21 protein-coding genes, 2 tRNA genes, 1 riboswitch and 1 other annotated feature are annotated in these 26,303 nt (G+C 31.1%); of the genes, 7 read left to right on the top strand and 16 right to left on the bottom strand.

What is annotated here, in order from left to right:
* The first annotated feature begins 10 nt into the window (after positions 1–10).
* The 3 genes from XO10_RS08600 (at position 11) to XO10_RS08590 (ending at position 4,371) form a co-directional block, all read left to right on the top strand.
* Complete coding sequence (locus XO10_RS08600; protein WP_175421401.1) at positions 11–877, top strand: S-layer homology domain-containing protein; 867 nt, start codon at positions 11–13, stop codon at positions 875–877.
* A 119-nt stretch (positions 878–996) separates the two neighbouring features.
* Entirely contained in the window at positions 997–2,628 is a 1,632-nt protein-coding gene (locus tag XO10_RS08595; protein ID WP_175421400.1) for a hypothetical protein, read from the top strand.
* A gap of 72 nt (positions 2,629–2,700) precedes the next feature.
* The gene (locus XO10_RS08590; protein WP_175421399.1) at positions 2,701–4,371 is read left to right on the top strand and encodes a hypothetical protein; all 1,671 of its coding nucleotides are present in this window, start codon (positions 2,701–2,703) and stop codon (positions 4,369–4,371) included.
* Positions 4,372–4,399: 28 nt separating this feature from the next.
* Here XO10_RS08590 and XO10_RS08585 read toward each other — a convergent pair whose 3' ends face one another.
* Genes XO10_RS08585 through XO10_RS08575 form a run of 3 tightly spaced genes read right to left on the bottom strand, consistent with a single transcriptional unit; the run spans position 4,400 to position 7,250 of the window.
* A complete protein-coding gene (locus XO10_RS08585) occupies positions 4,400–5,065 on the bottom strand; it encodes a HesA/MoeB/ThiF family protein (protein ID WP_175421398.1) in 666 nt (221 codons plus the stop codon).
* 14 nt (positions 5,066–5,079) lie between these two features.
* Positions 5,080–6,393, bottom strand: a complete 1,314-nt coding sequence (locus XO10_RS08580) for a hypothetical protein (RefSeq protein WP_175421397.1) — start codon at positions 6,391–6,393, stop codon at positions 5,080–5,082.
* Positions 6,390–7,250 carry a DMT family transporter gene (locus XO10_RS08575; RefSeq protein WP_075780708.1) on the bottom strand — a complete coding sequence of 287 codons (861 nt, stop codon included), beginning with the start codon at positions 7,248–7,250 and terminating at the stop codon, positions 6,390–6,392. Before XO10_RS08575 ends, XO10_RS08580 begins: the two co-directional genes overlap by 4 nt.
* 163 nt (positions 7,251–7,413) lie before the next feature.
* On the opposite strand from XO10_RS08575, the gene XO10_RS08570 reads away from it, so the two are divergent.
* From XO10_RS08570 to XO10_RS08560, 3 genes are all read left to right on the top strand, one after another.
* Entirely contained in the window at positions 7,414–8,220 is an 807-nt protein-coding gene (locus XO10_RS08570; protein WP_175421396.1) for a type I phosphomannose isomerase catalytic subunit, read from the top strand.
* Positions 8,217–8,840 carry a CoA pyrophosphatase gene (locus XO10_RS08565; protein ID WP_175421395.1) on the top strand — a complete coding sequence of 208 codons (624 nt, stop codon included), beginning with the start codon at positions 8,217–8,219 and terminating at the stop codon, positions 8,838–8,840. The genes XO10_RS08570 and XO10_RS08565 overlap by 4 nt, the downstream gene beginning before the upstream one ends.
* A 63-nt stretch (positions 8,841–8,903) precedes the next feature.
* Positions 8,904–10,133, top strand: a complete 1,230-nt coding sequence (locus XO10_RS08560) for a HAMP domain-containing sensor histidine kinase (RefSeq protein ID WP_075780706.1) — start codon at positions 8,904–8,906, stop codon at positions 10,131–10,133.
* A gap of 23 nt (positions 10,134–10,156) precedes the next feature.
* On the opposite strand, the gene XO10_RS08555 is transcribed toward XO10_RS08560, so the two are convergent.
* Together XO10_RS08555 and XO10_RS08550 are read right to left on the bottom strand one after the other, a co-directional pair.
* Positions 10,157–11,602 carry a radical SAM protein gene (locus XO10_RS08555; protein WP_014297180.1) on the bottom strand — a complete coding sequence of 482 codons (1,446 nt, stop codon included), beginning with the start codon at positions 11,600–11,602 and terminating at the stop codon, positions 10,157–10,159.
* Between the two features lie 12 nt (positions 11,603–11,614).
* Positions 11,615–12,190 (bottom strand): TetR/AcrR family transcriptional regulator, encoded by a 576-nt coding sequence (locus XO10_RS08550; RefSeq protein WP_014297179.1) that lies wholly within the window; start codon positions 12,188–12,190, stop codon positions 11,615–11,617.
* 271 nt (positions 12,191–12,461) lie between these two features.
* A riboswitch (TPP riboswitch) is annotated at positions 12,462–12,572 on the top strand.
* A gap of 73 nt (positions 12,573–12,645) precedes the next feature.
* Between XO10_RS08550 and XO10_RS08545 the strand changes: the two genes are divergently transcribed.
* A complete protein-coding gene (locus tag XO10_RS08545) occupies positions 12,646–13,617 on the top strand; it encodes a thiamine ABC transporter substrate binding subunit (RefSeq protein ID WP_075780818.1) in 972 nt (323 codons plus the stop codon).
* A gap of 44 nt (positions 13,618–13,661) precedes the next feature.
* Here XO10_RS08545 and XO10_RS08540 read toward each other — a convergent pair whose 3' ends face one another.
* The 11 genes from XO10_RS08540 to XO10_RS08490 form a co-directional block, all read right to left on the bottom strand.
* The gene (locus XO10_RS08540) at positions 13,662–18,389 is read right to left on the bottom strand and encodes a DNA-directed RNA polymerase subunit beta' (RefSeq protein ID WP_050899190.1); all 4,728 of its coding nucleotides are present in this window, start codon (positions 18,387–18,389) and stop codon (positions 13,662–13,664) included.
* A 32-nt stretch (positions 18,390–18,421) separates the two neighbouring features.
* A complete protein-coding gene (locus XO10_RS08535; RefSeq protein WP_014297176.1) occupies positions 18,422–22,030 on the bottom strand; it encodes a DNA-directed RNA polymerase subunit beta in 3,609 nt (1,202 codons plus the stop codon).
* Positions 22,031–22,140: 110 nt separating this feature from the next.
* Entirely contained in the window at positions 22,141–22,524 is a 384-nt protein-coding gene (gene rplL / locus XO10_RS08530; protein WP_014297175.1) for a 50S ribosomal protein L7/L12, read from the bottom strand.
* Between the two features lie 28 nt (positions 22,525–22,552).
* Positions 22,553–23,101 (bottom strand): 50S ribosomal protein L10, encoded by a 549-nt coding sequence (rplJ, locus tag XO10_RS08525; protein ID WP_014297174.1) that lies wholly within the window; start codon positions 23,099–23,101, stop codon positions 22,553–22,555.
* A 9-nt stretch (positions 23,102–23,110) separates the two neighbouring features.
* Positions 23,111–23,254: a sequence feature (ribosomal protein L10 leader region), on the bottom strand.
* 19 nt (positions 23,255–23,273) lie between these two features.
* Positions 23,274–23,975 (bottom strand): 50S ribosomal protein L1, encoded by a 702-nt coding sequence (gene rplA / locus XO10_RS08520; protein ID WP_014297173.1) that lies wholly within the window; start codon positions 23,973–23,975, stop codon positions 23,274–23,276.
* Between the two features lie 14 nt (positions 23,976–23,989).
* Complete coding sequence (gene rplK, locus XO10_RS08515) at positions 23,990–24,418, bottom strand: 50S ribosomal protein L11 (protein WP_014297172.1); 429 nt, start codon at positions 24,416–24,418, stop codon at positions 23,990–23,992.
* A gap of 45 nt (positions 24,419–24,463) precedes the next feature.
* On the bottom strand, positions 24,464–25,522 hold the full coding sequence (locus tag XO10_RS08510) for a transcription termination/antitermination NusG family protein (protein WP_175418485.1): 1,059 nt from the start codon (positions 25,520–25,522) through the stop codon (positions 24,464–24,466).
* Positions 25,523–25,543: 21 nt separating this feature from the next.
* Positions 25,544–25,771 carry a preprotein translocase subunit SecE gene (gene secE, locus XO10_RS08505; protein WP_014297170.1) on the bottom strand — a complete coding sequence of 76 codons (228 nt, stop codon included), beginning with the start codon at positions 25,769–25,771 and terminating at the stop codon, positions 25,544–25,546.
* A gap of 70 nt (positions 25,772–25,841) precedes the next feature.
* Entirely contained in the window at positions 25,842–26,006 is a 165-nt protein-coding gene (rpmG, locus tag XO10_RS08500) for a 50S ribosomal protein L33 (protein WP_014297169.1), read from the bottom strand.
* A gap of 36 nt (positions 26,007–26,042) precedes the next feature.
* Positions 26,043–26,129 (bottom strand) — tRNA-Tyr (locus XO10_RS08495).
* Between the two features lie 25 nt (positions 26,130–26,154).
* Positions 26,155–26,230: transfer RNA gene (locus XO10_RS08490), tRNA-Thr, on the bottom strand.
* Positions 26,231–26,303: the final 73 nt, after the last annotated feature.

The following is a 26,303-nucleotide window of genomic DNA, read 5'->3' as shown; positions in this document are numbered from 1 at the left end:
GGTAGAGCGTATGCGTAAAGCACTTTTAGTAATGGCATTAGTACTTTTTGGTATCTATTCATTTGCGTTTGTTGATGTTCCAGAGGATCACTGGGCATATGAATACGTTATGGACTTAGCAAACAGAGGTATTCTTCCTATGGAAGATAACTTCAATCCAGATGTTGTTTTAACAAAAGCTGAAGTTGCTGAATTATTATCAGACACATTAACTTACATTGAAAACGACCCTGTATTGGCAAAAGCCGAAGATATAAAAAGAGTAGAAACAGTTATGGATTTATTAAACAAAAAAATCGATGAAGTAGCAAATAGCAAAGCTGATGCCGCAAAAGTTAAGGAACTTTCAGAAGAATTAAACAAGGTTTCTACAAAATTAGAAACAATTACAAAGGTTGCTTACAGAGCATTTAATAATGCAGATATGGTTGTTGAAGATATGTTAGATTTAAGTGACACAGTTGATTCATTATCAAGCGATCTCGACGCATTAAAAGGTGATACATCAAGAAAATTATTAGAAGTTAAATACATGGTTCTTGATTTAGGTGACAGAGTAAGCTCATTAGAAGATGCATTAAGCAAAAATACAGATGATGTTTCTGTAAATACAGAAAATATTGATGGTTTATGGGAAGAATTAGAAACATTACAGAGCGATCTTGATTATGTATCAGGTGAAAATGTAAAAGCTCATGAAGAATTAAAAGCTTCAATAAATACTGTAAAAGTATCTGTTGAAAAAGTTGAAGGAAAAGTTGCTGCTAACACAGAAAAAATAAATGCAGTAGAAGAAAAAGCTAATTCCGCAAATACCATGGCCATGGTTGGAATTGGAGCAGCAGTATTAGCAGCTGTATTAGCATTTGTATTTTAATAAGTAAAACATGTGATTAATTAATTTAATGTTAAAAAAGACTTGACATTTTTGCAGAGTTATGATAGAATAATTACAGTTTAAGTCAAAACAAAATTATATTTAAGGAGGTTGTTTGAATGAAGAAAGTATTGGTATTTTTAGTAGCGATTTTATCCGTAGCTATGTTTGCTGTAGCTCCTACTTTAGATGTTTCTGGTGAAGTAGATTACACATTAGGATTTGACGAAACAGGATTAGATTTAACTATTGGTAGTGGTATCTCGTTAGATGTAGAGGTTGTAGTACCTCCTATTACAGATGATTCAACAACTACAATTACTTTAAGCGGAGATTTAACTGATGGTTTTGATGTATCAACAATTGAATACGAAAACAGCTATATGAATTTATTATTAAGCAATGGAGCATATACAGGTACATTCAGCAGTTGGACAGCATATAACACAAAGAAAATAACTAAAAGTTCATTTACAACAAGAGGTTCTGCTGGATTTTGGGCAATTATAAAAACAAAACCAACAAAACTTGGTAGAGCATATGCTGAATTAACTCTTAAACCTTGGGACGTAAAAGTGTTGTACATAACTGACTCAGCAGTATATGAAGTAACTCCTCACGCTTCAAAGGGCGATGTTGATATTAAGGATCCTTTCTATGGAGATTTCTTAGGTGTTAAAAAAAGCTTTGATCTTGGAATGTTTAATGTTGATGCTGCAGTTGCATTCTGGGGAGATAGTGATCAAAAAGAAGTAACTGTATATTCAACAACAACATATGAGGAATCAACAGATGGAATTACTTTAGATGGAAAACAAATATCTCTTGTTAGCACATCAACAACTTACGAAGATGGAACAACTACACATTATGGTTATGTTGCTGATGTTGAATTTGCAGGTAATGATTCTTTAGCAGGTTTCAGTGCAAATTTAGTTTATGGTGCAAAATCAGAAGAAAAAGTTGCTGATTTCAAAAATTCATTCTATAGATTATACGGAGAATACTCAAAGGATTTCGCAGCTGGTCCATTAACTCTTACACCATATGCTTACTTTAAATATCAAAAAGGATTAAATTATTTATATGCAAATTCTCATAGAAGCGGTACAATGTCAGGAGATGCTTCAGAAGTTTATGCTGAATTAACAGCTGCTTATGATGTAAACGATGATATTAACGTTGAAGTTAATGGTGGAGTAACTTATTATTTGGCTAAAGATGTAAAACCAGAATTCACAGGTTACTTCTCATTTGGATTTGCAAATTACTTAAATGCAAAAGTAATGGGATATTATTATGAAGCTTCAAAAGATACAAATGCTCTTGAATTGGCATTCTCTGCAAAAGGTTCAGAAAGCTTTGATATGGTAACAGCTGGTTATAAGGTATATGGAGTTATAGCTGATTTATTAGATGATGCAAAAGATGATACATGGTATTATGTAAATCCATATGTAACAGTAAAACCTGTTGATGGTTTAAGTGTTGAAGGAAATGTTTATGTAAACTTATTAGGAACAGATAAAACCGATGCTGATAAAAAAGATGATATCGCTTATGCTGTAACAGCTGAATATGAATTAAATAGCTTTGTTACAATAGGTGCACACGTTGGAAATGAAAAAACACCTAAATATTCAGAATATGTATTAACACCAACTTATTCATTTGTAACAGCTGGTGCTTTACCATATTCTCAAGTTGACATGCACTGGTATGCATATGTAACAGGTTCAGTTGAATTCTAATTTTTTAAATACTATTAATACAATCCCGGCTTTTGCCGGGATTTTTTAATAAAGATTAGTGGAGGTTTTTATATGAAAAAAACTATTATTTTATTTACAGTTATTCTTTTCAGTATAATTTTATATGGAATCAATATTGATATTGATTATTGGTATATTGAATATAAATTATTAGCTGATGAAAATGGTATAGATGTTAAAGATAATCTGGATATTTCCTATAAACTCACTTTTAGTGACTATTTATTTTCAAAAAAGTGGGAACTTTCTTTTAAAGATTATAACAGTTTTCCAGAATTTGATGAATTAAAAATACATTTTTATGATGAATACTCTTTTTTATTTAAATCCAATTATTTTGGAATTGATTATAAAGATAAAATCACATTATATTATAAAGACTTGTCAGATGATTCTGATGTTACAGAAGATAAATTAACTGAAGAGGCTAAATTTGATTATAAGAATTTATTGAATAATTCTGAGTTTGGGCTTTTAGCAGAACTATTTAAATATAAAAATTTTAGAATAGATTATCTTAAAATATATACACAAAAAGAAATAAATACTTCTAACAAAAATGTATATTATATTAATTCAACAACAAAAAATAATGAAATAGATAGATTAAGCCAATTAAAGAACACTCTTGAATATTTAAGAGGAAAATATATTAGTGAAGCATATATTTCAGATCCTGGAACTGATATTTCTTTAAATTCCACTGTCACTTCAATAAACAATGCTATTGAAGATATTGAAAATCAAATAGATACATTAAATGATTTTACAGATACAATTAATATAAATACCACTTATTTAGAAAATGGAATATATGCATATCTTAAATATAGTGGTTTTTATTTTACTGGAGTTTATTTGCGAAAAGAGGATGAAGACATTACCAGTGAAAAAGCAACTCCTGTAGAAGTTTCTGTTGCTGATTATATTAATTTTAATAATGATGAGATTGATACAGAAAATGTATTATCCAGTAAAACATTAAATATTGGAAATGAATATTCATATTCACTGAAAAAAGATTTAAAAGAAAAAAGGTATTTAAAATTTGGATATAAAAATAGATTTAAGATATTCAACACTTTTTTCTTACCTAATATAAAATTTATCTGGAAAAAAGATAATACAATTAATTATTCTTATTTTCCAATTGCTTTAAATGCAGAATACCTAAACTTTGATTCTATTTATAAGATTTATTCTTCTGAAGCTACAACTCTTGTTCTTGGAACACAGGTAACAAAACTTTTTGGAAGAAATTCTTTATATGTTAATTATAACTTTGCAATTGATTTTAATGAGGATAAACTTGTTTATAATCAAGTTTTAGACAGCTTTTTAAGACTTCAATTGGGAAAGAATTATGCAAAATTTGGATATAAAAACTTTACCACCTATTTAAATGACGAAGAGAATAAAGATGTTTTTCAAAAATATTATTTTGAAGGTGTAATTATTCCTGTTAAAAATCTTTATTTAAATACCAAAATTTGGGATTATAATTATAAAAAACTTGAAGATGTTGAAAGAGAACCAGGTTTTGAAATAAATGTATATTATAAAATAAATGAAATGAGAACTGGTTTTGAATTTGGAAATGCTGTAACAGACTATAAAAATTCAAAACTCATAATTGGTTCAAAGGATAATCATTATTGGCAATTTTATGTAAAAATTGATCTTTCTCCTTCCGATGAAGAAGCCTTTGAATATAATGAATGAAAAATTTAGCCTTTCCGTTTTGGAAAGGCTAGTTTATTTCTATTATATCAAATGTATTATATTTTAAATCCATTATCATTAATTTGTTTATAAGTGCGTTTTCATAATCTCCTGTGATAATTTTTATGGCTTCACTTACCTGAATTGAAGCTATTATGGACACTGCATATGGAACAACATATTTTGTTTCTCCTGTATCTTCAATATCTCCAAAGATTTCAAATAGTCGCTTTGTTTTCCCGGGAATAATATCTGTTACCTGCCCATAATACCCTTCCACACCACCATGAATATAAGGAATATTTTTTTCAAATGCTCTTTTATCAATTATTTTACGACCTTCAAAGTTATCCAGACAATCTATTATTATATCTACATCAGGGAATTTAGTGTCTTCTGTTATTTTTTCATCATATATATAATACTTTACTTCTGGATTGATTTTTTCTAACTTTTCTTTTGCTGCAATAACCTTCTTTTTTCCAATAGCTTCAATATCGTATAATATCTGTCTATTTAGATCAGGTTCATCGAGAATTCCATTGTCATATATATGTATTTTCTTTACACCTAATCTTGAAATTTGCATTAAAACGTTACTTCCTAAACCTCCTGCACCACAAACCATAATACTTGAGTTTCTTATTTTTTCAAAATCTCTTCCAAATAGGAATTCATGTCGATTATATCTCAAAGGTTTTCACCTCTTTAAAATTGAAAGTTAATAATGAAATATATAGAAAAAGAGTTAATATTCTCATTTACTCCTTTCTGTGGTTTCCAGTATAAATCATCAACTAATGCTATTTTATTTATATATTTAGTGTATTTATAATCTGTTCCTAAAAGAATGTTTGAAGTTAGCTGATATTTTAATTGTGTTTCAAAGCTATACATATATTCTTTTACTTTTTCTTCTAAAAAATGTGTTCCAGGAATATAATTAGATTCTTCATGCCATGGATCATGTGGCGATTTTGAACCGGATATTACATATTCTCCACTGGCTTTCAACCATAATTTATCAAATGTATTTTCGTACTCTAATAATGTGGATAATGAATCCTCACCATATAAATATCCAATATAATTGTCCTTGTAATCTATAATTCCGCCAGGATATACAGACGCTGGGTATTGCGTATATTCATATGGTTTTGGAAGCCTTTCATATGTGTATTTTGTTGCACCAGCATTATAAATACCAAACTTTCCAGAATTAGTCCTGATATTTAATCCCGTGGACCATGCAACCTTATCGGGATTTTGATATGAGTCTGGATCAAAATATCTATTCATATTTAAGTCATCAGCAAGAACCTGAAGGAAATATTTATATTTTTGATTATCGTATTCAATGAATAATCCCACAATAGAATTGTCGTTTACATATTCTCCCCAGGGTGCAATCATTGAATTTTTATAAGCCTGAATAATAGGCACAGGAAATGGTGAAAATAGATAATAGATATCTACAGTTCTATCTGTATATATAACAGAATCTTCATAACCAATTTTAAAATTGCCAAATTTTATCCCAAAGGTTTTAAAATTCATTCCTCTATCTGGATAACCGTATTTCGAATATTCATTTAATGGTACCCAGAAGGCCCTATAAAAGGCGTTGTCATTTTCAAATGATAGTTCTATATTGGTTTTATAAATATTTTGATTTATAAATAATGCATATTTTGAATCTATTGTATCTTTTAACTGGCTCTGACCAACTCTTAAATAAAAATCTTTATTAAAATAAACCTTTAAATATCCCTGCTGTATTAAGAAATAATGGTTTAGTATAAAGGATGAATGGTCTGTAAATACATATTTTCCATCTTTTCTTACCGGAAAGTCTATAATTGCTTCAAAGTTGTCTGAATAATATCCACCAATTAGTTGAAGATAATCGCTTGTAGCTGAATTGGTAATTGTATAATCTGCAATAAAGTTAAAGGAAAAGTTAGCAAAACCGTTAAAAGATACTAAAAGTATAGCTATAAGTATTAATACTATTTTTTTCATATTTCTTCTTCAACTCCTTTTTCAATATAATTCTCTTTATTTGTTTTTCTGGTAAAGTTTAATGATGCAATTACAAGAGCTATAATGAGTATTATTCCGCCTATTATTTGTGTTGACGTCATTCTTTCGTGCAATATTATAAATGATGATAGCATTGCAAATATTGGTTCTCCAATAAATATAAATGCTGTGGTATTGGTGGAAACAACTTTTTGATATTTTAATTGTACAAGTGTTGCAAATATTGTAGCAAGAACTGCTGTAAACAATGCTGTACCAATCATAGGAAGAGTTATATGAATTGGTTTTGTTAAAGATAATGCTCCATTTAATACTGCAACAAATAAGAATTGATATCCAAGCAATGACGTCTCTTTTTCTATCTTTGAATATTTCGTAATATATACCATTGATAATGCAAAGAATATTGCACATAATAATGTGAGAAAATCGCCAAAATTAAATCCTGAAATTCCTCCTGATAATAGATAAGAACCTGTAATTGCAAAAGGTAATGCTATAATATGGTTTAAATGCGCTTTTTCTTTTTCTACAAGATACGAAAAAAATGGAACCATGATTATATATAATGATGTTATAAATCCGCTTTTTGAAGCTGTTGTTAAGGTTAGTCCTACTGTCTGTGTAATATATCCAAGAGCAATGAATATTCCTATTATCATACCGTATTTAAAGTTTTGCTTTTTCCAGATTAGAAATGAAAGCAATGATGCTATTGCAAATCTTAAGGTTAAAAAGATATAAACATCATTTTCTCCAACTGTCATTTTTATTAGAGGAAATGTGCTTCCCCAGATGAAGGTTACAAATAGCAATAAAAAGTATGCTTTTAACATATAACTCCTCCTGTTTTATTGTTTGTTTTTCAAATTATTTTATATGATAAATTATATCATATGATATCCTTTTTTTATAAGAGATTTTACCGCATGAGTAATTTTTTTTATGATATAATATTATTATGTAGTAATAAAAATTATATTATGAAGGGTGATTTATATGTTTGATGAAATATTAAAGTCAAAACCTATTTTTGTTGAAAAGGTATGGGGTGATTTTTCTTTAAATAAAGAGTTTAATATTGAAAATATGGACAAAATTGGAGAAGTATGGTTATTCTCCGGATTTGAGGGTTATGAAACGGAACTTTATGGTATGGAATCAAATAATTTTTATGGAAATCCTTCTGAATATATAAAAGATATTTTTGGAATGGAATTACCTCGTATTCCGTTATTGTTAAAGTTAATATCCACTACTCAATGGCTTTCAATTCAGGTTCATCCGGATGATGATATTGCAAGAAACGCTGAAAATGAACCATGGGGAAAGACTGAAGCATGGTATTTTTTAAATGAAAAGAATGAAATATTTATTTCTAATGATGTAGAAAAAAATAAAAATGCAATTGATTCAGGCGATTGGGATAAGGTTTTTAAACCAACTAAACTTAATAAAAACGATTTATTATTTATTCCAGCAGGAGTTGTTCATACACTTGGCCCAAATTCAAAATTGCTTGAAATTCAGCAAACTTCAAATCTTACATATAGATTATATGATTGGGGAAGACCAAGGGAAATTCATGTTGAAAAAGGTAAAAATGCTTTGAAGAATTGTCCATTTGTAATTGCTAATTTACCAAAAGAATTTAAAACGCAATATTTTACTGTACTTGAAAAAGATAATGGTGAAATTATTAAAGGACCTGGAATTTTTGTGGAATTTGAAACATATGAAACATTTATAATTCCTTTTAATTTAGAATATACAGCAAAAAAGAAAGGACTATTCTTTACATTATGAATATAGAAAAGATCAAAAATATTTATAAAGATTATAAACCAGATTTGATTTCTGAATTTAAACGATTTGCTGTAACAATACCTCTTGTGGAAATAAATAATGAGGTAAATATTGTTTTTGAAATTCGGGCAGATCATTTACCTCAACCTCGTGAGGTAAGTTTGCCAGGAGGCGCTGTTGAAAAAGGTGAAGGAATATATGATGCTGCTTTAAGGGAATTAAATGAAGAATTGGGAATTAAAAAAGAAAAAGTAAGATTAATCTCTCAACTTGATTATTTCACAACACCTTTTAATTTTGTGATATATCCATTTCTTATAGAAATTAAAGATTTTGATATTTCTGATATTCGACCTAATGAAGAAGTGAAAGAGTACTTTTTTGTTCCTTTAAAATTTTTCTTAAATAATGAACCATTGATGTATAAGGTAAATGTAAAAATGGAACCTCCAGAAGATTATCCTTATCATTTAATTCCAAATGGCAAAAATTATAACTGGAGAAAAGGATATTATAAAACACTTTTTTATCTTTACGAAAATAAAATCATATGGGGCTTAACAGCAAGAATTATAGATGATTTTAAAAATACATTGAAAATTTTTTCATTAACATTTTGATTATGAAAAAAGATATGTTATAATTTTAAAATGTGTGAGTTTTTATACAGGGGGGCACCTAGCATGGATTGTGAAAACGATATTTTATCAAATTTTGAATTAATGGCAGAACTTTCTTCACAATTAACCGGTGAAGAAAATGAAAAGGAATTTATGAAAAAATTATTGTCTGTTGCTATTAAAAGTATCCCTGAAGCTGAAGCCGGGACAATCTGGCTTATAGATAATACATTATATAAGGCCGTTGTTGGTTATAATTACGATGAAGATATTGTTGAAAAACTTATAGTTCCTCTTGAAGATTCATATATTTATAGATATATGGATGTTCAGGATATTATAGAAATTGATGCTTTTAAAGAATTTAAGAATCCATCGAGAATTTTCCATGAAAATGTAAAACAATTACATGAAAAACATGAAAATATGATTACCCTTGCTTATCCTTTAAAGGTTGGAGATGAAATTAAAGGGCATATATATGTTGATAATTTCAGACTTAAAAAGTTCAGTGAAACTGCTAAAAAATCTTTAAAAATATTTGGAAGTTTTGCCTCAACGTTTTTAACTTTAAAATCTCTTCGTGATGAGGAAAAGAAAGCAAATGAAATGAACAGTGTATATTTAAGTTTTATTACACATGAGGTTAGAACACCTTTAACTGCTATTTTAGGGTATTCTGAAAGTATTTTAAGAGGAAAGGATAATTTAACAACAGAAGAAATTTTCGATCTTGTAAAACGTATTTATCTCAGCTCAAAACATATGAACTCCCTTATTTCTGATTTATCAACCTTTAATAAATTAAATAGAGAAGAAGAAATGAACTTTACTGAGGTTCATTTGAAATTCCTTGTTTATGAGTCAATATCTATTGTTGAACCACAACTTTCACCAGAAGTGGAATTAAATATTAAATTTGAAAATAATATCCCTGAGATGATAGAAACCGATCCATTAAAAATGAAGCAAATACTTGTAAATATCGTTGGAAATGCTATAAAATATACTGACGAGGGATATGTAAATGTTCATATTTCATTTGATAATAAAACAAAAGAGTTTGTTATTGTGGTAAAAGATACAGGTCCTGGAATTCCAGAAGACAAACTTAATGATATATTCAAACCATTTGTTAGATTGGCTAAAAATAAACCCGGTAGTGGTTTAGGCCTGGCAATTGTAAAACGTTTAATCGAAAAACTAATGGGAAGGATTCATGTTGAATCTGAAGTTGGAAAAGGTACAACTATTGAATTGAGATTCCCACAAAAAATAACAGCTGAGGTTTAAATACCTCAGCTGTTTTTTATTTATTATGCTTTTTTATCAAGAGCAAGTTTTTCTTCGTTATCTGCATATCTTCTCATACGTGTTTCATAATTATATATACCTCTTTTTGCTGGATATTTTTCTGCATATCCCTTTTCATACCATAACTTATCCGCATATTCTTTCCAGCCTTCTGCAAGTTTATCAAGTTCTGGTGCCAATTCTGTTATGACTTTTTCGCTTCCTGAATGCTGTGGAATTGCATTGAATTTCTTTACCATTGATCTTAATACTCGTGGATTGTCTATAATTGGACATGGTCTAAAGAGATTGTTTGAATATGGTATTGTTCTCTTATATGCTTCAAAGAATGGTGATTTTAATATTTCTATAATGCTCTTTTCTCTAATGCTATCTACTGCAAATTGCTGGAATACACATGGTTCTACATAACCTTTTGCATTAATATGCAAATATTTTGAACCAGCTGCTAAACAACCATGAGTTAAGAATCCGTGATTCCAGAAGTCTGCAACAAATGCAAAGTCTCCATTAAGTCTCTTTTCTTCTGTTATAAGGAATCTTTCATATCTCTGTTCTGGTGTAGGAACAAGATCCATTGTTGGATCCATTCCAACAGGCATAAACTGGAATATCCATGCATATGCAACATTGTGCTCTTTTAAGAAGTTCCAGAATTCATCGCTTGTAATTAGGTCATGATTCTTTCTTGTTGCAGTAATTGAAGCTCCATATATTACTCCATGTTTGGTTAATAATTCCCATGCATTTAATACTTTTTTGAATACACCTTTTCCTCTTCTCCAATCTGTCATTTCTTCAAAGCCTTCAACAGATACGGATAATGTTGCATTTCCAAGTTCTGCAAGTCTTTTTGCTTTTTCTTCATCTATTAATGTACCGTTTGTATAAATCATGAAATATGAGTCATTAAATTCTTCAAGAACATCGAATAAGTAAGGATAAATAAATGGTTCACCGCCGGTAATTATGAAGAAGTATATTCCAAGATCATTGAATTGTCTTATTACGCTAAATATTTCTTCCTTTGAAAGTTGATATTTATGACCATAAAGTCCTGCATAACAACCTACACATCTTAAATTACATGCATACGTTGGACTTATAACAGCAAGTTTTGGAAGAACAACTTCATATTCATGCATTTTTTCCTGCCTTACCTTTTCACCAACTGCAAATTCATTGATAATAAGATTGTTTATTATCTTTTCTACAACTTTTGGACTGGCTTTTTTGAATAACTCTGACCATTTTACAAGCATTGGATCTTTTCTTTCAGCGCCTTCGGCAAGTTTCCTTAAACCGCTTTTTGTTGGTTCTTTTGCAAATTTTTCCAGTGTTCTCAATAATTTTGCAAGATCTTCAACCTCTGAGTTTCTAACAACATTTGTTACCAATTTTGAAGCCTGTTTCATCATCATGTTTTTCATATTATCAAGGATTTTCATAAAATCCCTCCTTTATGAAATTATTTTTCCTATTATATATTCAAAAGCTTCACATAATTCCCCTTCTTTAAACTCAACTCCAACAGATTTATATATACTTATACCATCAAACATAGCCTGTAAAACAACTGCAGCGGTTTTTGACGGCACAAATTCTTCCCACATTTCAAATAGTTGAGAATAATATTCATGAAATAAATTGGTTAATTCTTTAGCTCTATTTTTATTATGTATAGAATTAATTAATATCTCAAATAATCTTAATAAATCATCTGATGGAAATTCTTTTAATACTTTCACATATAATTTTATTACTGCACGTGCTTTTTCTTCTTTTGAAGTATTTTCAGGAATCATAATTTCAAGTGATTTTTTTAACCTTTCAACAAGTATGGAAAATGCCGTTATTATTAATGAATCTTTGCTATCAAAATATAGATATAATGTTCCTTTTGATACTCCAGCCTCTTTTGCTACTTCATCCATGGTAAAACTGGACAATCCCTTTTTTATTATTAAATTAAGAGCTTTTTCTGCTATGCTTTTTCTTTTAGCTTCTTTATAATTTTCTTTACGGTCATTATTCATATTACCACCTCATACATGACTGACTGTTCGGTCAATATTATTATAATACTTTTTTCATTTTGTTTCAATTATGACATAAAAAGTCATAAAACTGAACGGTCAATTTACTATTACCTTAAAAATAGAGATATCCGATATTTTATATATCAAAAAACTGACTGACTATACAGTCAAATATTTCAAGAAAAATTAACCTTTATGTTTCTAAAAATTATTAATTTATACAGTTTTTTAGTAATTGATGAGTATAATAAAATTGTAAGTTAATACAGTAACCCGCCGGGGGAGCTGCTGATACCGCAGCTGAGATTAAGGTGGAAGCCTTAGACCCCAGCACCTGATCCGGGTAATACCGGCGTAGGGAGTGCGGTAAAAAGGATAATTCAATCACGCCTTCCATGCCGGAAGGCGTTTTTTCTTTTAAAAATTATAATTTATTATTTGGAGGTGAGTGCATGAAAAAGGGTATTGTTTTTTTAAGTGTTTTATTATTATATTCTTGGCTATTTGCAAAAAGTCTAACTGTTTATGTTTATGACAGTTTGGACTGGATTAAGAAAGGGGTTATTCAGAAATTTGAAAATATGTATAACGTAGATGTAAATGTTGTTGTTCTTGGAGACGGGGGAACTTTGCTTTCACGACTTAAACTTGAAAAGAAAAATCCAAAGGCTGATGTAGTTATTGGTCTTGATCAGTCGCTTTCTGTGTTGGCCATTAATGAAGATCTGGTAATGCCATATAAACCTTTAAATATTTCAAAGATAAAAGATGACTTAATCTATGATAAAAGTTATCATTTAATTCCATATGATTATGGTGCAATTGCTATTGTTTATGATCCAGAAAAATTAAAATCCGTTCCTAAAAGTTTTGAAGATTTAACAAAGTTAAAAAAGAAATTGATTATTCAGGATCCACGAACTTCCAGTACAGGTCAGGCATTTTTGTTATGGACAATAGCAGTATATAAAGATCAATGGAAAGATTTCTGGAAAAGGTTAAAACCAGCAATACTAACAGTTACACCAGGTTGGGGAGAAGCCTTTGCAAAATTTGAAGCTGGTGAAGCGCCTATGATGGTAAGTTATGCTACAGATGGCGCTTATTCATATTATTATTATAAGAGCACCAAGTATAAAGCTTTTATTCCTCAAGAGGGAGCTTATATACAAATAGAAGGCGCTGGTATTGTAAAAGGAACAAAGAATCCTGAGCTTGCAAAAAGATTTATTGAATTCTTATTGTTTGATGATTTTCAAAAAGAAGTGCCTTTAAATCAGTGGATGTTCCCGGTAACTAACGTAAAACTTCCTGAAGCATTTAAGTATGCTCTTGTTCCTGAAAAGGTTTTAACAATAGATTCAGAAGAATTGAACAAGAATCTTGAAAATTGGTTAGATGAATGGGAAGAAATTATGTATTAATTACAAAAAAGGCTCGGAAAAATCCGAGCCTTTTTTATTATCTATTATGATGCTGCGCTTTCGCTTTCATCTGTTTTTGTATCTTCTGTTGGATATGTTGGTAATTCGAATATTGAGATTTCTGATTCTAAGAATGCTTTTAATCCTGTTCCAGCTGGAATTGGCTGTCCAACTATAACATTTTCTTTTAATCCCAATAAGTAGTCTTCTCTTCCTTCTAATGCTGCTTCTGTTAATACCTGAACTGTTTGCTGGAATGATGCTGCACCTAACCAACCTTCTCTTTCAAGAGATGATTTTGTTATTCTTAAAAGTTTTCTTTCGTATCTTGCTGGTTCTTTTGGCGCAATTAATAATGTTTCTTTTTCTCCAACAAGCCTAATTTCTTCATCTTCATTTTCGAGTAATTGAGGTTCTGATTTGAATACTTCAATTTCTTTTATTCCAGCTGCAATTATTCTATTTAATAATTCTTCTGTTACTGTATCTCCTATTTCTCCTATTGTTTCATTCTCTTCATCAACTTTTACAATGATTTTTTCTGCTAATTTTTTACCTATTGCCATTTCTCTGTTTTCTTCAACCTTTTTATTTGCTTCATAGATTTGTTTGTTTACCTTTTCAACTGTTTTGAGGTTTACAAGGTCTTTTGGCATAAAGTCTGTATCTCCAGCATATGTTATTTCAACTTTGTTGAACATTTGTTTGATTATTATTTCAAAGTGTTTATCGTGAATTTCAACACCCTGTTCAGCATATATCTTTTTAATTTCTTTTAATAGGTAATCAAAGGTTACTTCCGCACCAAGCTCTTCAAGTAATCTTCTTGGTTTTATATTACCTGAAGTTAATCTGTAGCCAGGTTCAACCTTGTCACCTTCATTTACTGTTGGTTTAACCTTAGGATCTGCTATATATGTATATAGTTCTCCTTTTAGATCTTCAACAATAATTACAAGTCTTCCTTTTTCATCTCTGTTCACTTTTCTTACTATACCTTTTACTGTTGAGAATTCTGCTTCAGGACCTTTTAAGTTCTTTCTTGCTTCAAATAATTCTTCTGCTCTTGGAAGACCCTGGGTAATATCACCTGCTGTAGCAATACCCCCTGTATGGAATGTTCTCATTGTAAGCTGTGTTCCAGGTTCACCTATAGACTGTGCTGCTATGATACCTACAGATTCACCTATATTTACTATTTTGTGGTTTGAAAGATCCATACCATAACATTTAGCACAAACACCATGTTCTGCCTCACAGGTTAAGATTGATCTTACATAGATTGAAGGTCTTACCTCTATTGTTTCTATATTATATCTTTCTAATTTTCTTGCTGTATCAGCATCAATTTTTTCCTGATAATTTGCAAGTGTGATAATCTTTCCGTTTTCATCTTCAACTTTAATTGCATCACCTACATGAACGAAATTAACTACTTTATATTCTTTTACATCAACTTCTTTTATATTATGCTGTTTTAATGAAACTATTATATCATTGTCTATTACTGTTCCTTTTGCATATAATAATTCTCCATCAACAAGGACATCACTATTGAGAATATTGTATAAGTAAAGATTGATTTTATCTACGCTTAATTTTTCATGTACTTCATAAACAGGAATTGTTGATCTGTAATTTGCAAGGAATTCTGCATCTTCTTCATCTAACATTACATCTTTTACATATTTCTTTCCTGTTGTTGGATTTACAATTATTTCATCTGTTACAGGGTCTACAACATCTGATGCAAGTACTCTACCAAAGAGATAATCTGCAAGTTTTTCTATTCTCAATCCGTCTGCTATTAATTCTCTTGCTTCTATACCCTTTGATGTTCCACAATCTGGTTCTGTTACTGTAATTGATTGTGCAACGTCTACAAGTCTTCTTGTAAGGTAACCTGCTGTAGATGTTCTTAATGCTGTATCTGCAGAACCTTTTCTAGCTCCGTGTGTTGAAATAAAGAATTCAAGTTCAGAAAGACCATTTCTAAAGTTTGATTTAATAGGTAACTCAATAACTTTACCTGATGGATCAGCCATAAGACCCCTCATACCTGCAAGCTGTTTTAACTGGTCAATGTTACCCCTTGCACCGGAGTCAACCATCATCCATACAGGATTAAATGGATATTTTCTAAATTCTTTACTTGTTACTTCTGTAACGTCCGCTATTGTCTTTTCCCAGACTTTAACTACTTCTTTATATCTTTGATCATCTGTAAGGTAACCTTCTTCATAATACTTTTCAATTTCCATAACTATTTGTTCTGACTTTTTGATAATTTCTATTCTTTCTTTTGGTTCTACTATATCCCTTACAGATATTGTTAATCCTGATAATGTTGCATAGTGGAATCCTAAGAATTTAATATCATCAAGCAAGTCTGCTGTTCTGTCAATTCCATGGTATTTAAATGTATCGAATATAAGATTTTTGATTTCTTTTTTCTTGTATATTTTGTTGAAATCTGGATTAAATCTTCCAATTGGTTCTGGCAATATTTCCTTGAAGATCAATCTTCCAACTGTTGTCTTGATTAATTTTCCGTCAAGATACAATCCAATTGGTTCATGGAGTATGAGTGTTGGTTTTTCCCATCTCAATTCATTATCTTCAACAACTATTTCATTTTTTATTACCTTTTCATATTCATGAACGTATAATGCGTGTAATTCATCATTAAATAAATATTTTATTGTGTCTTTATTTTCAAAGTCTTTTATATTTGAAGGTAATTTTCTTGATTCAAAGTATTTTGGATCAACTGTTGTAAGGTAATATGCACCAGCTATCATATCTTTACCTGGCATGGATATTGGTTTTCCATTTGCAGGTGATATGATATTGTATCTTGATAACATCAAGAATTTAGCTTCAGCTTGAGCTATATTTGAAAGCGGTACGTGTACAGCCATCTGGTCTCCGTCAAAGTCTGCGTTAAATGGAGGACATACCAATGGATGTAACTGTATTGAATTACCTTCAATTAATCTTGGGATAAATGCCTGAATTGAAATTCTATGCAATGTAGGTGCCCTGTTTAATAATACAGGATGACCTTTTATTACTTCTTCAAGCATTTCCCATGCTTCTGGCATTTCCTTTTCAATAATTGTTTTCTTTAATTTTCTTGCGTTTTTACTTGATGCATTTGAATCTTTAAGTAATTTATTGAGAACAAACGGCTTGAATAATTCCATTGCCATTTTCTTTGGAAGACCACATTCATGGATTTTTAATTCAGGACCAACAACAATAACAGCCCTTCCTGAGTAATCCACACGTTTTCCAAGAAGATTTCTTCTGAATCTTCCTTTTTTACCTTTAATTAAATCTGTCAATGATCTTAAAGGCCTTCCACTTCTATCTGTCATAGCTTTTCCAACACGGCCATTATAGATTAATGAATCTACTGCCTGCTGGAGAATTCTCTTTTCATTTCTAACAATTATTTCTGGTGCTTCTATTTCAAATAATTTTTGTAATCTGTTATTTCTATTGATAACTCTTCTGTATAAGTCGTTTAAGTCTGTAGCTGCAAATCTTCCACCATCTATTTGAATTAATGGTCTGATATCTGGCGGAACTACTGGCAATGCTTCTATAATCATCCATTCAGGTTTATTACCTGATTTTAAGAAGTCTTTTACAACCTTTAATCTTTTTAATAATTTTAAAGCTTTTGCGCTTTTCTTGTCTAATTTTGATAACTCTGATTCAAGCTGAATCTTTAATTCATGTAAATCTAAACTTCTAAGAAGCTTCTTTATTGCTTCTCCACCATAATCAGCTGTTATTCTGTCATGATATAACTCTTTATATGCTTCATATTCTTCCTGTAATAATGTGCTACCTATACCTTTTCCAATTTCTTCCTGAATTTCAGGATCAATTTCTGTAATTACAAGTATAGGTGTATCTCTTTCTATATCTCTTTCTATTTCTATTGCTGATGGATAGAATTGTTCAAATATTAAATATTCGCTTGCTGTTAATATTTCTTCTTCATATAAGAATGTATCTGCAAGTTGTGTTCCTTCTTCTACTTCTTCACCATCTTCTACGTATAATGTTGCACCTTCAAAGATTGGCCATTTTTCTTCTACACCGTTTTCATCTTTTATTTTAACCCATGTGATTTCATGTTTTGTCTGTGTAAGTTCTGTTTCAATGCTTACTACCCCGGATCTTTTAGCAACAGGTTTTTCTTTTACATGTAATACTTTTACTGCCTGTTCAACATCAAAATCCATTTTTTCTTTAAATATTTCATACTCTGTATTATGGAGAAGATCTCCATAATCGAACATATCTGTGTCTTTTGGATCTGTAATAAGCCATATTTTTTCTACTACCCTTTTTGATCCGTAGTAGATTATGTTTTCCAATTCTTTTACAGGTATATTTAATAATATTGATAAAATAGATGGAGATGATTTTAAGAACCAGATATGTACTACAGGAGCAGCTAATTCAATATGCCCCATTTTTCTTCTTCTGGCTTCTTTTGACTCTACTCTAACTCCACACTTTTCACATACTGTTCCTTCATACTTTTTACCTTTATATCTTCCACAGTTACATTCGTAATCCTTTACAGGACCAAATATTTTTTCACAGAAAAGTCCATCTCTTTCTGGTTTAAATGTTCTGTGATTAATAGTTTCTGGTTTTTTTACTTCACCAAATGACCATTCTCTAATTCTTTCTGGTGAAGCTATACCTACCTTTATTTTTGCGATTTTCCTTTTGAAAGAAGAAGTCATTTTACCCATGCTTTACCCTCCTTGAGGGGATTTTATAATTTGTCAACATCTAATTCGTTACCGTCCTCATCATACAAACGAACATCGAGCATTAATCCCTGTAATTCCTTTACAAGAACTTTGAAACTTTCTGGAATTCCAGGATCAGGTAAATTCTTACCATTTAAGATTGCTTTATATACTTCATTTCTTCCTTTAATATCATCTGATTTGTATGTAAGCATTTCTGTTAATGTATGTGCTGCACCATATGCTTCCAAAGCCCAAACTTCCATTTCACCAAATCTCTGACCACCAAAGTGAGCTTTACCTCCAAGTGGTTGCTGGTGAATTAATGAATATGGACCTGTAGAACGTGCGTGCATTTTATCTTTCGCAATATGCACAAGTCTTAACATGTACATATATCCTATTGCAATAGGATAATCAAATGGTTCTCCTGTTCTTCCATCTCTTAATACGATCTTCCCACTTTCTGTTTTTGGATCGTCACCAAGATCAAGACCATATTCTTTACGAACTGCATCTAATTCGTCCATTCTGTTGTTCTTTCTTGCTTTATATAATTCTTCCATTATTTCATATTCTTTTGCACCATCAAATATTGGTGTTGCAAAATGTCTTCCTGTTAATTTTGCTAACCAACCAAGGTGCATTTCTAAAACCTGCCCAAGGTTCATACGTGATGGAACCCCTAAAGGACTAAGGATCATTTCAATTGGCTTTCCATTTGGTAGGAATGGCATATCTTCTTTTCTCAAGATGTTTGAAACAACACCCTTATTACCGTGACGCCCTGCCAATTTATCTCCAACATTTAATGTTTTCTTTGAAGCTATATAAACTTTTACGTATTGATTTACACCTGTTTCTAAATCTGGAATATCTTTTCTTGTATATACTTTAACATCAATAACTCTACCTTCAATTCCATGAGGTACTGTTAATGATGTATCTTTTACATCCTTACCTCTATCTCCAAAAACGGATCTTATGAGTTTTTCTTCTGGTGATGTTTCTGATTCTCCTCTTGGTGTAACTTTACCAACAAGTATATCACCTGAAGTTACATATGCACCAACTCTTACAATACCGTTTTCATCGAGGTTTCTTAATGACTCTTTCTTTACGTTAGGAATATCTGCTGTAATTTCTTCTGGACCAAGTTGTGTATCCATTGCTTTTGTTTCATATACTTCTATATGTAATGATGTAAATGTATCCCTTTCAAGTAGTTCTTCATTAACAAGGATAGCATCTTCGAAGTTGTATCCTTCCCATGGCATAAATGCTACAAGAACATTTTTACCAAGTGCTAATTCTCCCATATCTATTGCAGGACCATCTGCAATTGGATCTCCTTTTTCTACAACTTCACCCATTTCAACAATTGGTCTTTGATTTACTGTTGTATCCTGGTTTGATCTTATGAATTTCCATAATGTATATTTGTCCTGAACTGGATTTCCATTTTTATCTAATATTTCATTTCCTTCTTCATCTATTCTATTTATTATTATTGTTTTAGCATCTACGTATGAAACCTTTCCTCTATGTTTTGCCTTAATTACATAACCTGAATCCCTTGCTGCTAACCATTCAACACCTGTCCCAACAAATGGTGCTTCTGTAATCATTAAAGGTACTGCCTGTCTCTGCATGTTTGAACCCATCAACGCACGGTTAGCATCATCGTGTTCAAGGAATGGTATTAATGATGTTGAAACAGATACAATCTGTTTTGGAGTTACTGCTATAAATTCTACATCTTCTCTATGAACATATGTAACTTTACCGGCATGCCTAATTTCAACATATTCAGCTTTAATCATTCCATTTTCATCTATTTCAACAGATGCAGGAGCAATTATTTTTTCTTCTTCCTGATCTGCAGTTAACCAATATACTCCTTTATCATATAAAACCTTACCATCTTTTACTTTATAATATGGTGTTTCAAGGAATCCAAATTCATCAACCCTTGAAAGAATTGCCAATGAAGTAATTAAACCGATATTGGCACCTTCTGGTGTTTCAATAGGACACATTCTTCCATAATGTGAATGGTGAACGTCCCTAACTTCAAACTTTGCATGTTCTCTCTTTAAACCGCCCGGACCTATTGCTGATAATCTTCTTTTATGTGTTAATTCAGAAAGGGGATTTACCTGGTCCATAAACTGCGATAACTGACTTGTTGCAAAGAATTGATTTATTGTTGTCATAATAGCTCTTGAATTAACGAGAGTATTTGGATTTAATTTTTGTATATTTTGAACTATACTTAATTTTTCATTCAACACAGGAAGCATTTTTGAGAATGATCTTTCAAATTCAATTTGCATTAATTCCCCAACTGATCTTACACGTTTATTACCAAGATGATCTCTTGTATCAAGGAGTTCCGGGTTATTTTTCATTTCAAGTAAATGTCTTGATGCAAGAATTAAGTCGAGTTTTGTTAATGTTTTTTCATCTTTATGAGGATATTCTACATCTTCACTTTTATCTATATCTTTTCCCTCTACTTCTATTAAATATTTCCTGTATACATCGCCCATTCTGTTGACGATTTTCTTTCTACCAATTAATGAGAAATCGAATGTATTAGGATTAAAGTAGAGATTATTTATGTAATCTGTAGCTATATTAACTCTTGGAATTTCACCAGGTCTGAGTTTTTTGAATAATTCTTTATAAGCTTCTTCAGGAGTTAATAGATTTCCATCTGATTCATATGATTTTTTAAACATTTCAAGTGTATTTTGCGCTACAATATGTGCAACTTTTATTTCTGTTACATTTAAATCTAAGAGCATTTCAACTATTTTTTCTGTTAATTTTACTCCTCTAAATGTTTTTGTTTCTTTGTATAATTCTGAGCCTTCTGGAACTTTTATGTCTGAAAGGATTGTTACGCCTCTTTCAATATATTCTGTTAGATCATAATTTAAACTAATTGTTTCTGGATAGAGATCTAACAAAGCTAAATCTGAGTCGTAACCCAAAGCCCTTAAGAATAGGAAGTAATTGAATTTTCTTTTTCTATCGATTCTAATTTGTAAGAAATCTTTACCTGGATTTGGATTGTATATTATTTCAAGCCATGCCCCTTTTACAGGAAGGAAATGAGCTACAAAATGTGGTCTTGTTTGTTTCACGCTTTTTTGTTCTTCACTAACAAAGTATACACCAGGCGATCTAACAAGCTGGTTAACTACTACCCTCTCCGCACCATTGATAATAAAGGTGCTTCTATCTGTAATCTTTGGAATATTCCCAAAAAATAACGAATCACTGGGTTCAATGATTTCCCCAGTACTGTGATCTGTTATTCTTATTTTTGCTTTTAGAGGAACTACGTAAGAAAGTCCTTTTTCCTTACATTCCATTTCCTCAAAAAGCGGATCTTCAATCCATACATCTGTAAATTCAAGCGAGATTTTTGCTTTTCTCTTCCCTTTTAATTCAACGGTAATTGGTGCATATTTATCAAGCACCTCTTTAACTCCATGTTTAATAAACCATTCATAGGAGTTAAGCTGAATCTCCAACAAATCATGATAAAGGTTTAAATCTTCCTTTACCTTACCAAAAAAATGCCTTTCTCTTTTACCCACTTTTAACACCCGGGTGTTCACAAAGAATCACCTCGTCTTCCTGAAATTTTATTAGCAAAACAATACCGCATCAGACGTTAGTCTGATGCGGAACAATTATATCATATAAAAGTTTATTTTTCTTTAAGAAATTACTTCAATTCTACTTCTGCGCCAGCTTCTTCTAATTTTTTCTTTAATTCTTCTGCTTCGTCTTTTGAAGCTCCTTCTTTAACTACTGCGTCTGGTGTTCCTGCTTTTTCTACTAAGTCTTTTGCTTCTTTAAGACCTAATCCTGTAATTTCTCTAACTACTTTAATTACGTTTATTTTCTTTGCACCGAAGCTCTTTAATACAACATCAAATGAATCTTTTTCTTCTGCTGCTGGAGCTGCTCCACCTGCTACTGGTGCTGCTGCAACTGCAACTGGTGCTGCTGCTGATACTCCAAATTCATCTTCTAATGCCTTTACCAATTCTGCTAATTCTGCTACTGTCATTTCTTTAATTGCTTGAATTAATTCTTCTCTTGTCATTCCAAAACACCTCCTGAAAATATTTAAATTATTGTTTTTCTTTTTCTTCTTTAATAGCGTTTAAAGCATATACGAACTTTCTCAAGATACCGCTTAATGCACCAACCAAACCTGAAATAGGAGCATTTAAGCCACCAACAAGCATAGCAAGCAACTGTTCCTTTGATGGAAGTTTTGCCAATTCTTCTGCTTCTTCTGGTGTGAAGAGTTTTCCTTCAAGAATACCTGCTTTAATAGCTGGTGTATCCTTCTTTAATTTTTTCTTGAATTCTACCAATACTTTTAATGTTTCAATTGGATCAGCTTCCTTTGTGTAAAGTAAAGCTGTGTTACCATTTAAGAATTCTTCATAGTCTTCAAGGTTTAAACCTGCATTTTTAATAGCTGTTTTTATCAATGCATTTCTATAAACCCTGAATACAACCTTGTCTTCGAATTTTTTGAACAAATCTGTTCTGAAATCATTTGATTCAGCAACAGACATACCTTTAAAATCTACGAAAACAACTATTGAAGAATCTTTAAATGCACTTTCTAATTCTTTGAGCATTTCTGCTTTTTGAGCTCTTGTTAACACCGAATCGCACCTCCTCCAAAAAAATCTGCGGTCCTGACGAGGACCGCAGAAGGACTAAAACATTTATTGTTTTATCTTCAGCGTACCTCGGCAGGCGGGTTTTCACCACATTATAATATTACCTGCTGTCTTCAGTACTATTTATTTCCTGAGGTATTATAACCAATAATTATTACTTTTCAGTTAAAAACTCTGAAACGTTTATTTTCATTCCAGGACCCATTGTAGGTGCTAAAGAAACTTTTCTGATAAATTTACCTTTAGCTGCTGATGGTCTCATTTTTTCTATTTGTTGTAATGCTTCAACGATATTTTCTTTTAATTTTGCTGGTTCAAATGATTTTTTACCTACAGCAACATGTAAGTTACCTGTTTTATCGTTTCTAACTTCAATTTTACCAGCTTTAAATTCTTTTACTGCATCAGCAACATCATTTGTTACTGTTCCACCTTTTGGTGATGGCATTAATCCTCTTGGACCTAATACTTTACCTAATCTTCCAATTTCTCTCATCATATCAGGTGTTGCAATTGCAACATCAAAGTCTGTCCAACCTTCGTTGATTTTCTGAATTAATTCGTCTGATCCTGCATAATCAGCACCAGCATCTAATGCTTCCTTAACTTTTTCACCTTTAGCGAAAACAAGAACTCTTACATTTTTACCTGTTCCATGTGGTAATGAGATGTTACCTCTTACCTGCTGATCACTTTTTCTTGGATCAATTCCAAGAATTATATGTAATTCAACACTTTCATCGAATTTTGCAGTTGCAATTTTTGGTAATAATTCTAATGCTTCATCAAGTGAATAGAATTTTTCTCTATCAATTAATTTTCTTGCTTCTAAGTATCTTTTACCATGTCTTGACATTCACATACACCCCCTTAACCTTCTACTACTTCGATGCCCATGTTTCTTGCTGTACCTTTTATTATTTCCATTGCAGCTTCAATTGTTCTTGCGTTTAAGTCGGGCATCTTGATTTCTGCGATTTCTTTTACCTGTGTTGTTGTGATCTTTCCAACAATTTCTCTTCCTGGGTTGTTTGCACCTTTTTTAAGTCCAGCTGCCTGTAAGATCAAGAAGGAAGCTGGGGGGGTTTTCAATGTAAATGTAAATGATCTGTCTTCAAATACTGTAATTTCAACAGGAATAATCATTCCAGCTTTATCAGCTGTTGCTGCGTTGAATTTTTTACAGAATTCCATCAAGTTTACACCATGCTGACCTAATGCAGGACCAACTGGTGGCGCAGGTGTGGCTTTACCTGCAGGTAATTGCAATTTAACTACCCTTGCAACTTTTTTTGCCATAATGTTCCCTCCTTCGTGGTATTAGCGGGATAACCCTCCCACTTATTAGCTAATTTTTTCTATTTCAGTTAAACCTAATTCTACATCTGTTTCTCTACCAAACATATTAATTGTTACTTTAACAGTTTGTTTATGTAAATCAATTTCTGTAATTTTACCTGTAAAGAATTCAAATGGACCATTTATTATTCTTACATGTTCTCCAACTTCATAATCAACTCTTATTTTACTTTCTTTTACTTCATATGATTCTTCACCTGTTAATCTTAATAAAGCTTTTACTTCTTTATTTTTCAATTGCACAGGCGTTCCGCCTATATTTATAAAGTTTATTACATATGGAATATTTTTTACCATTTCCTGTGTTTCTTTGTTTAAAATCATTTCAATAAACATATAACCCGGAAATAACCTGGATATTCTTGTTTTTAATATAATTATCTGTTTCCATGATCCAAAATCTCTAATTTCAACCTTACCAGAAGATTTTGCTTTAAATTCTTTTTTATTTGATAACATTTGACCTTTTTCTACATATGTCCCTTTTCTAAAAGCAGCTGAATCAAAATTATCTTTATATATATAGTATAAATCTTCACCATGATCATCAGTACTTACAACTATTCTTTTTAATTTTTCAACAGCTACAACAGTACCATCAAAAGCTGATTCATATCCTCCCTCTGCTGCAAGAGGCATTCCTATCTCTACAGGAGTATTAATTTTTAATCCTCCCATTATTTTTGCACTTTCTGGTATTGTATAATCTTTTAAATACTTTCTATCTTTTGTTTCAATAATTATTCTTCTAAAATTTTTTATTTCAGAAATAACTCCTGATCTTTTTACTATTACTTCCGGCTCTTCAGCAATAATATCACCTTTTTTGACATTATCGCCATTTTTTACATAAATTATCGCATCTTTTTCAACAACAATTCTATCAACTTTTTTATTTGTTAAGTCTATTTCACTTTCTTCAGGAATAAGAATTTTACCAAAGAACTTTTCCTTTTCAAACAATCTGGCTTTTTCTTCAATTAATTCTTTTACTTTATTCTCCATTCCTGAAAAAGTTTGCAAAATATACCATTTTTTACGCATTATTATCCACCTGCTTTTTTATCATTGAGTTGATCCGGTTCCCATTCCTGTCTTTATACCAATTAAGGGATATATGAATTTAGTAAATAAGTTTAAGAACCCATAATCAATTAAGAACAAATAAACTGATACAAATATCAATATCGCAACAACTATTAATGTTGATGTTAATGCTTCTTTTTTATTTGGCCATTTTACTTTTTTTGCTTCCTGCCATACTGAGCTAAGGAATATCCAGAACTTTGACATCAAAACACCCCCAGAATTTAATCATGACCCCCTGTTAAGGGGGTTAATTTTCTTCGAAATTTCTTTTAGTTTATATCTTTGATTCAACATGTAATGTGTGCTTGTTACAGTGTGGACAGTATTTTCTGAATTCCAATTTCTTTTTAAATGTTCTTTTTCTTGTTTTGTAGTAATTTCTTCTATTACATTCTGTACATTTTAATGATACAGTTAAAACAGGACTTTTAGCTGCCATTTTATTTCACCTCACATGCCATTATAATTGATAAAATGGTGGTGAGGGAAGGATTCGAACCTTCGAAGGCAATCCGCCAGCGGATTTACAGTCCGCCCCCTTTGGCCGCTCGGGCACCTCACCACCGATAAAAAAAAGAAAAAAAATTTGGAGCCGACGAAGGGACTCGAACCCCCAACCTGCTGATTACAAGTCAGCCGCTCTGCCAGTTGAGCTACGTCGGCATCTCAACTTTCCGGAGTTTATTATAACAGATAATCAACCTTCTGTCAATTACCTAATGATTAAGAAGTTATT

The sequence above is a fragment of the Marinitoga sp. 1135 genome (assembly GCF_013363245.1).
GTDB lineage: Bacteria > Thermotogota > Thermotogae > Petrotogales > Petrotogaceae > Marinitoga > Marinitoga piezophila.
The sequence above is the reverse complement of the archived record's forward strand: the minus strand, read 5'-3'. Positions and strand labels throughout refer to the sequence as shown.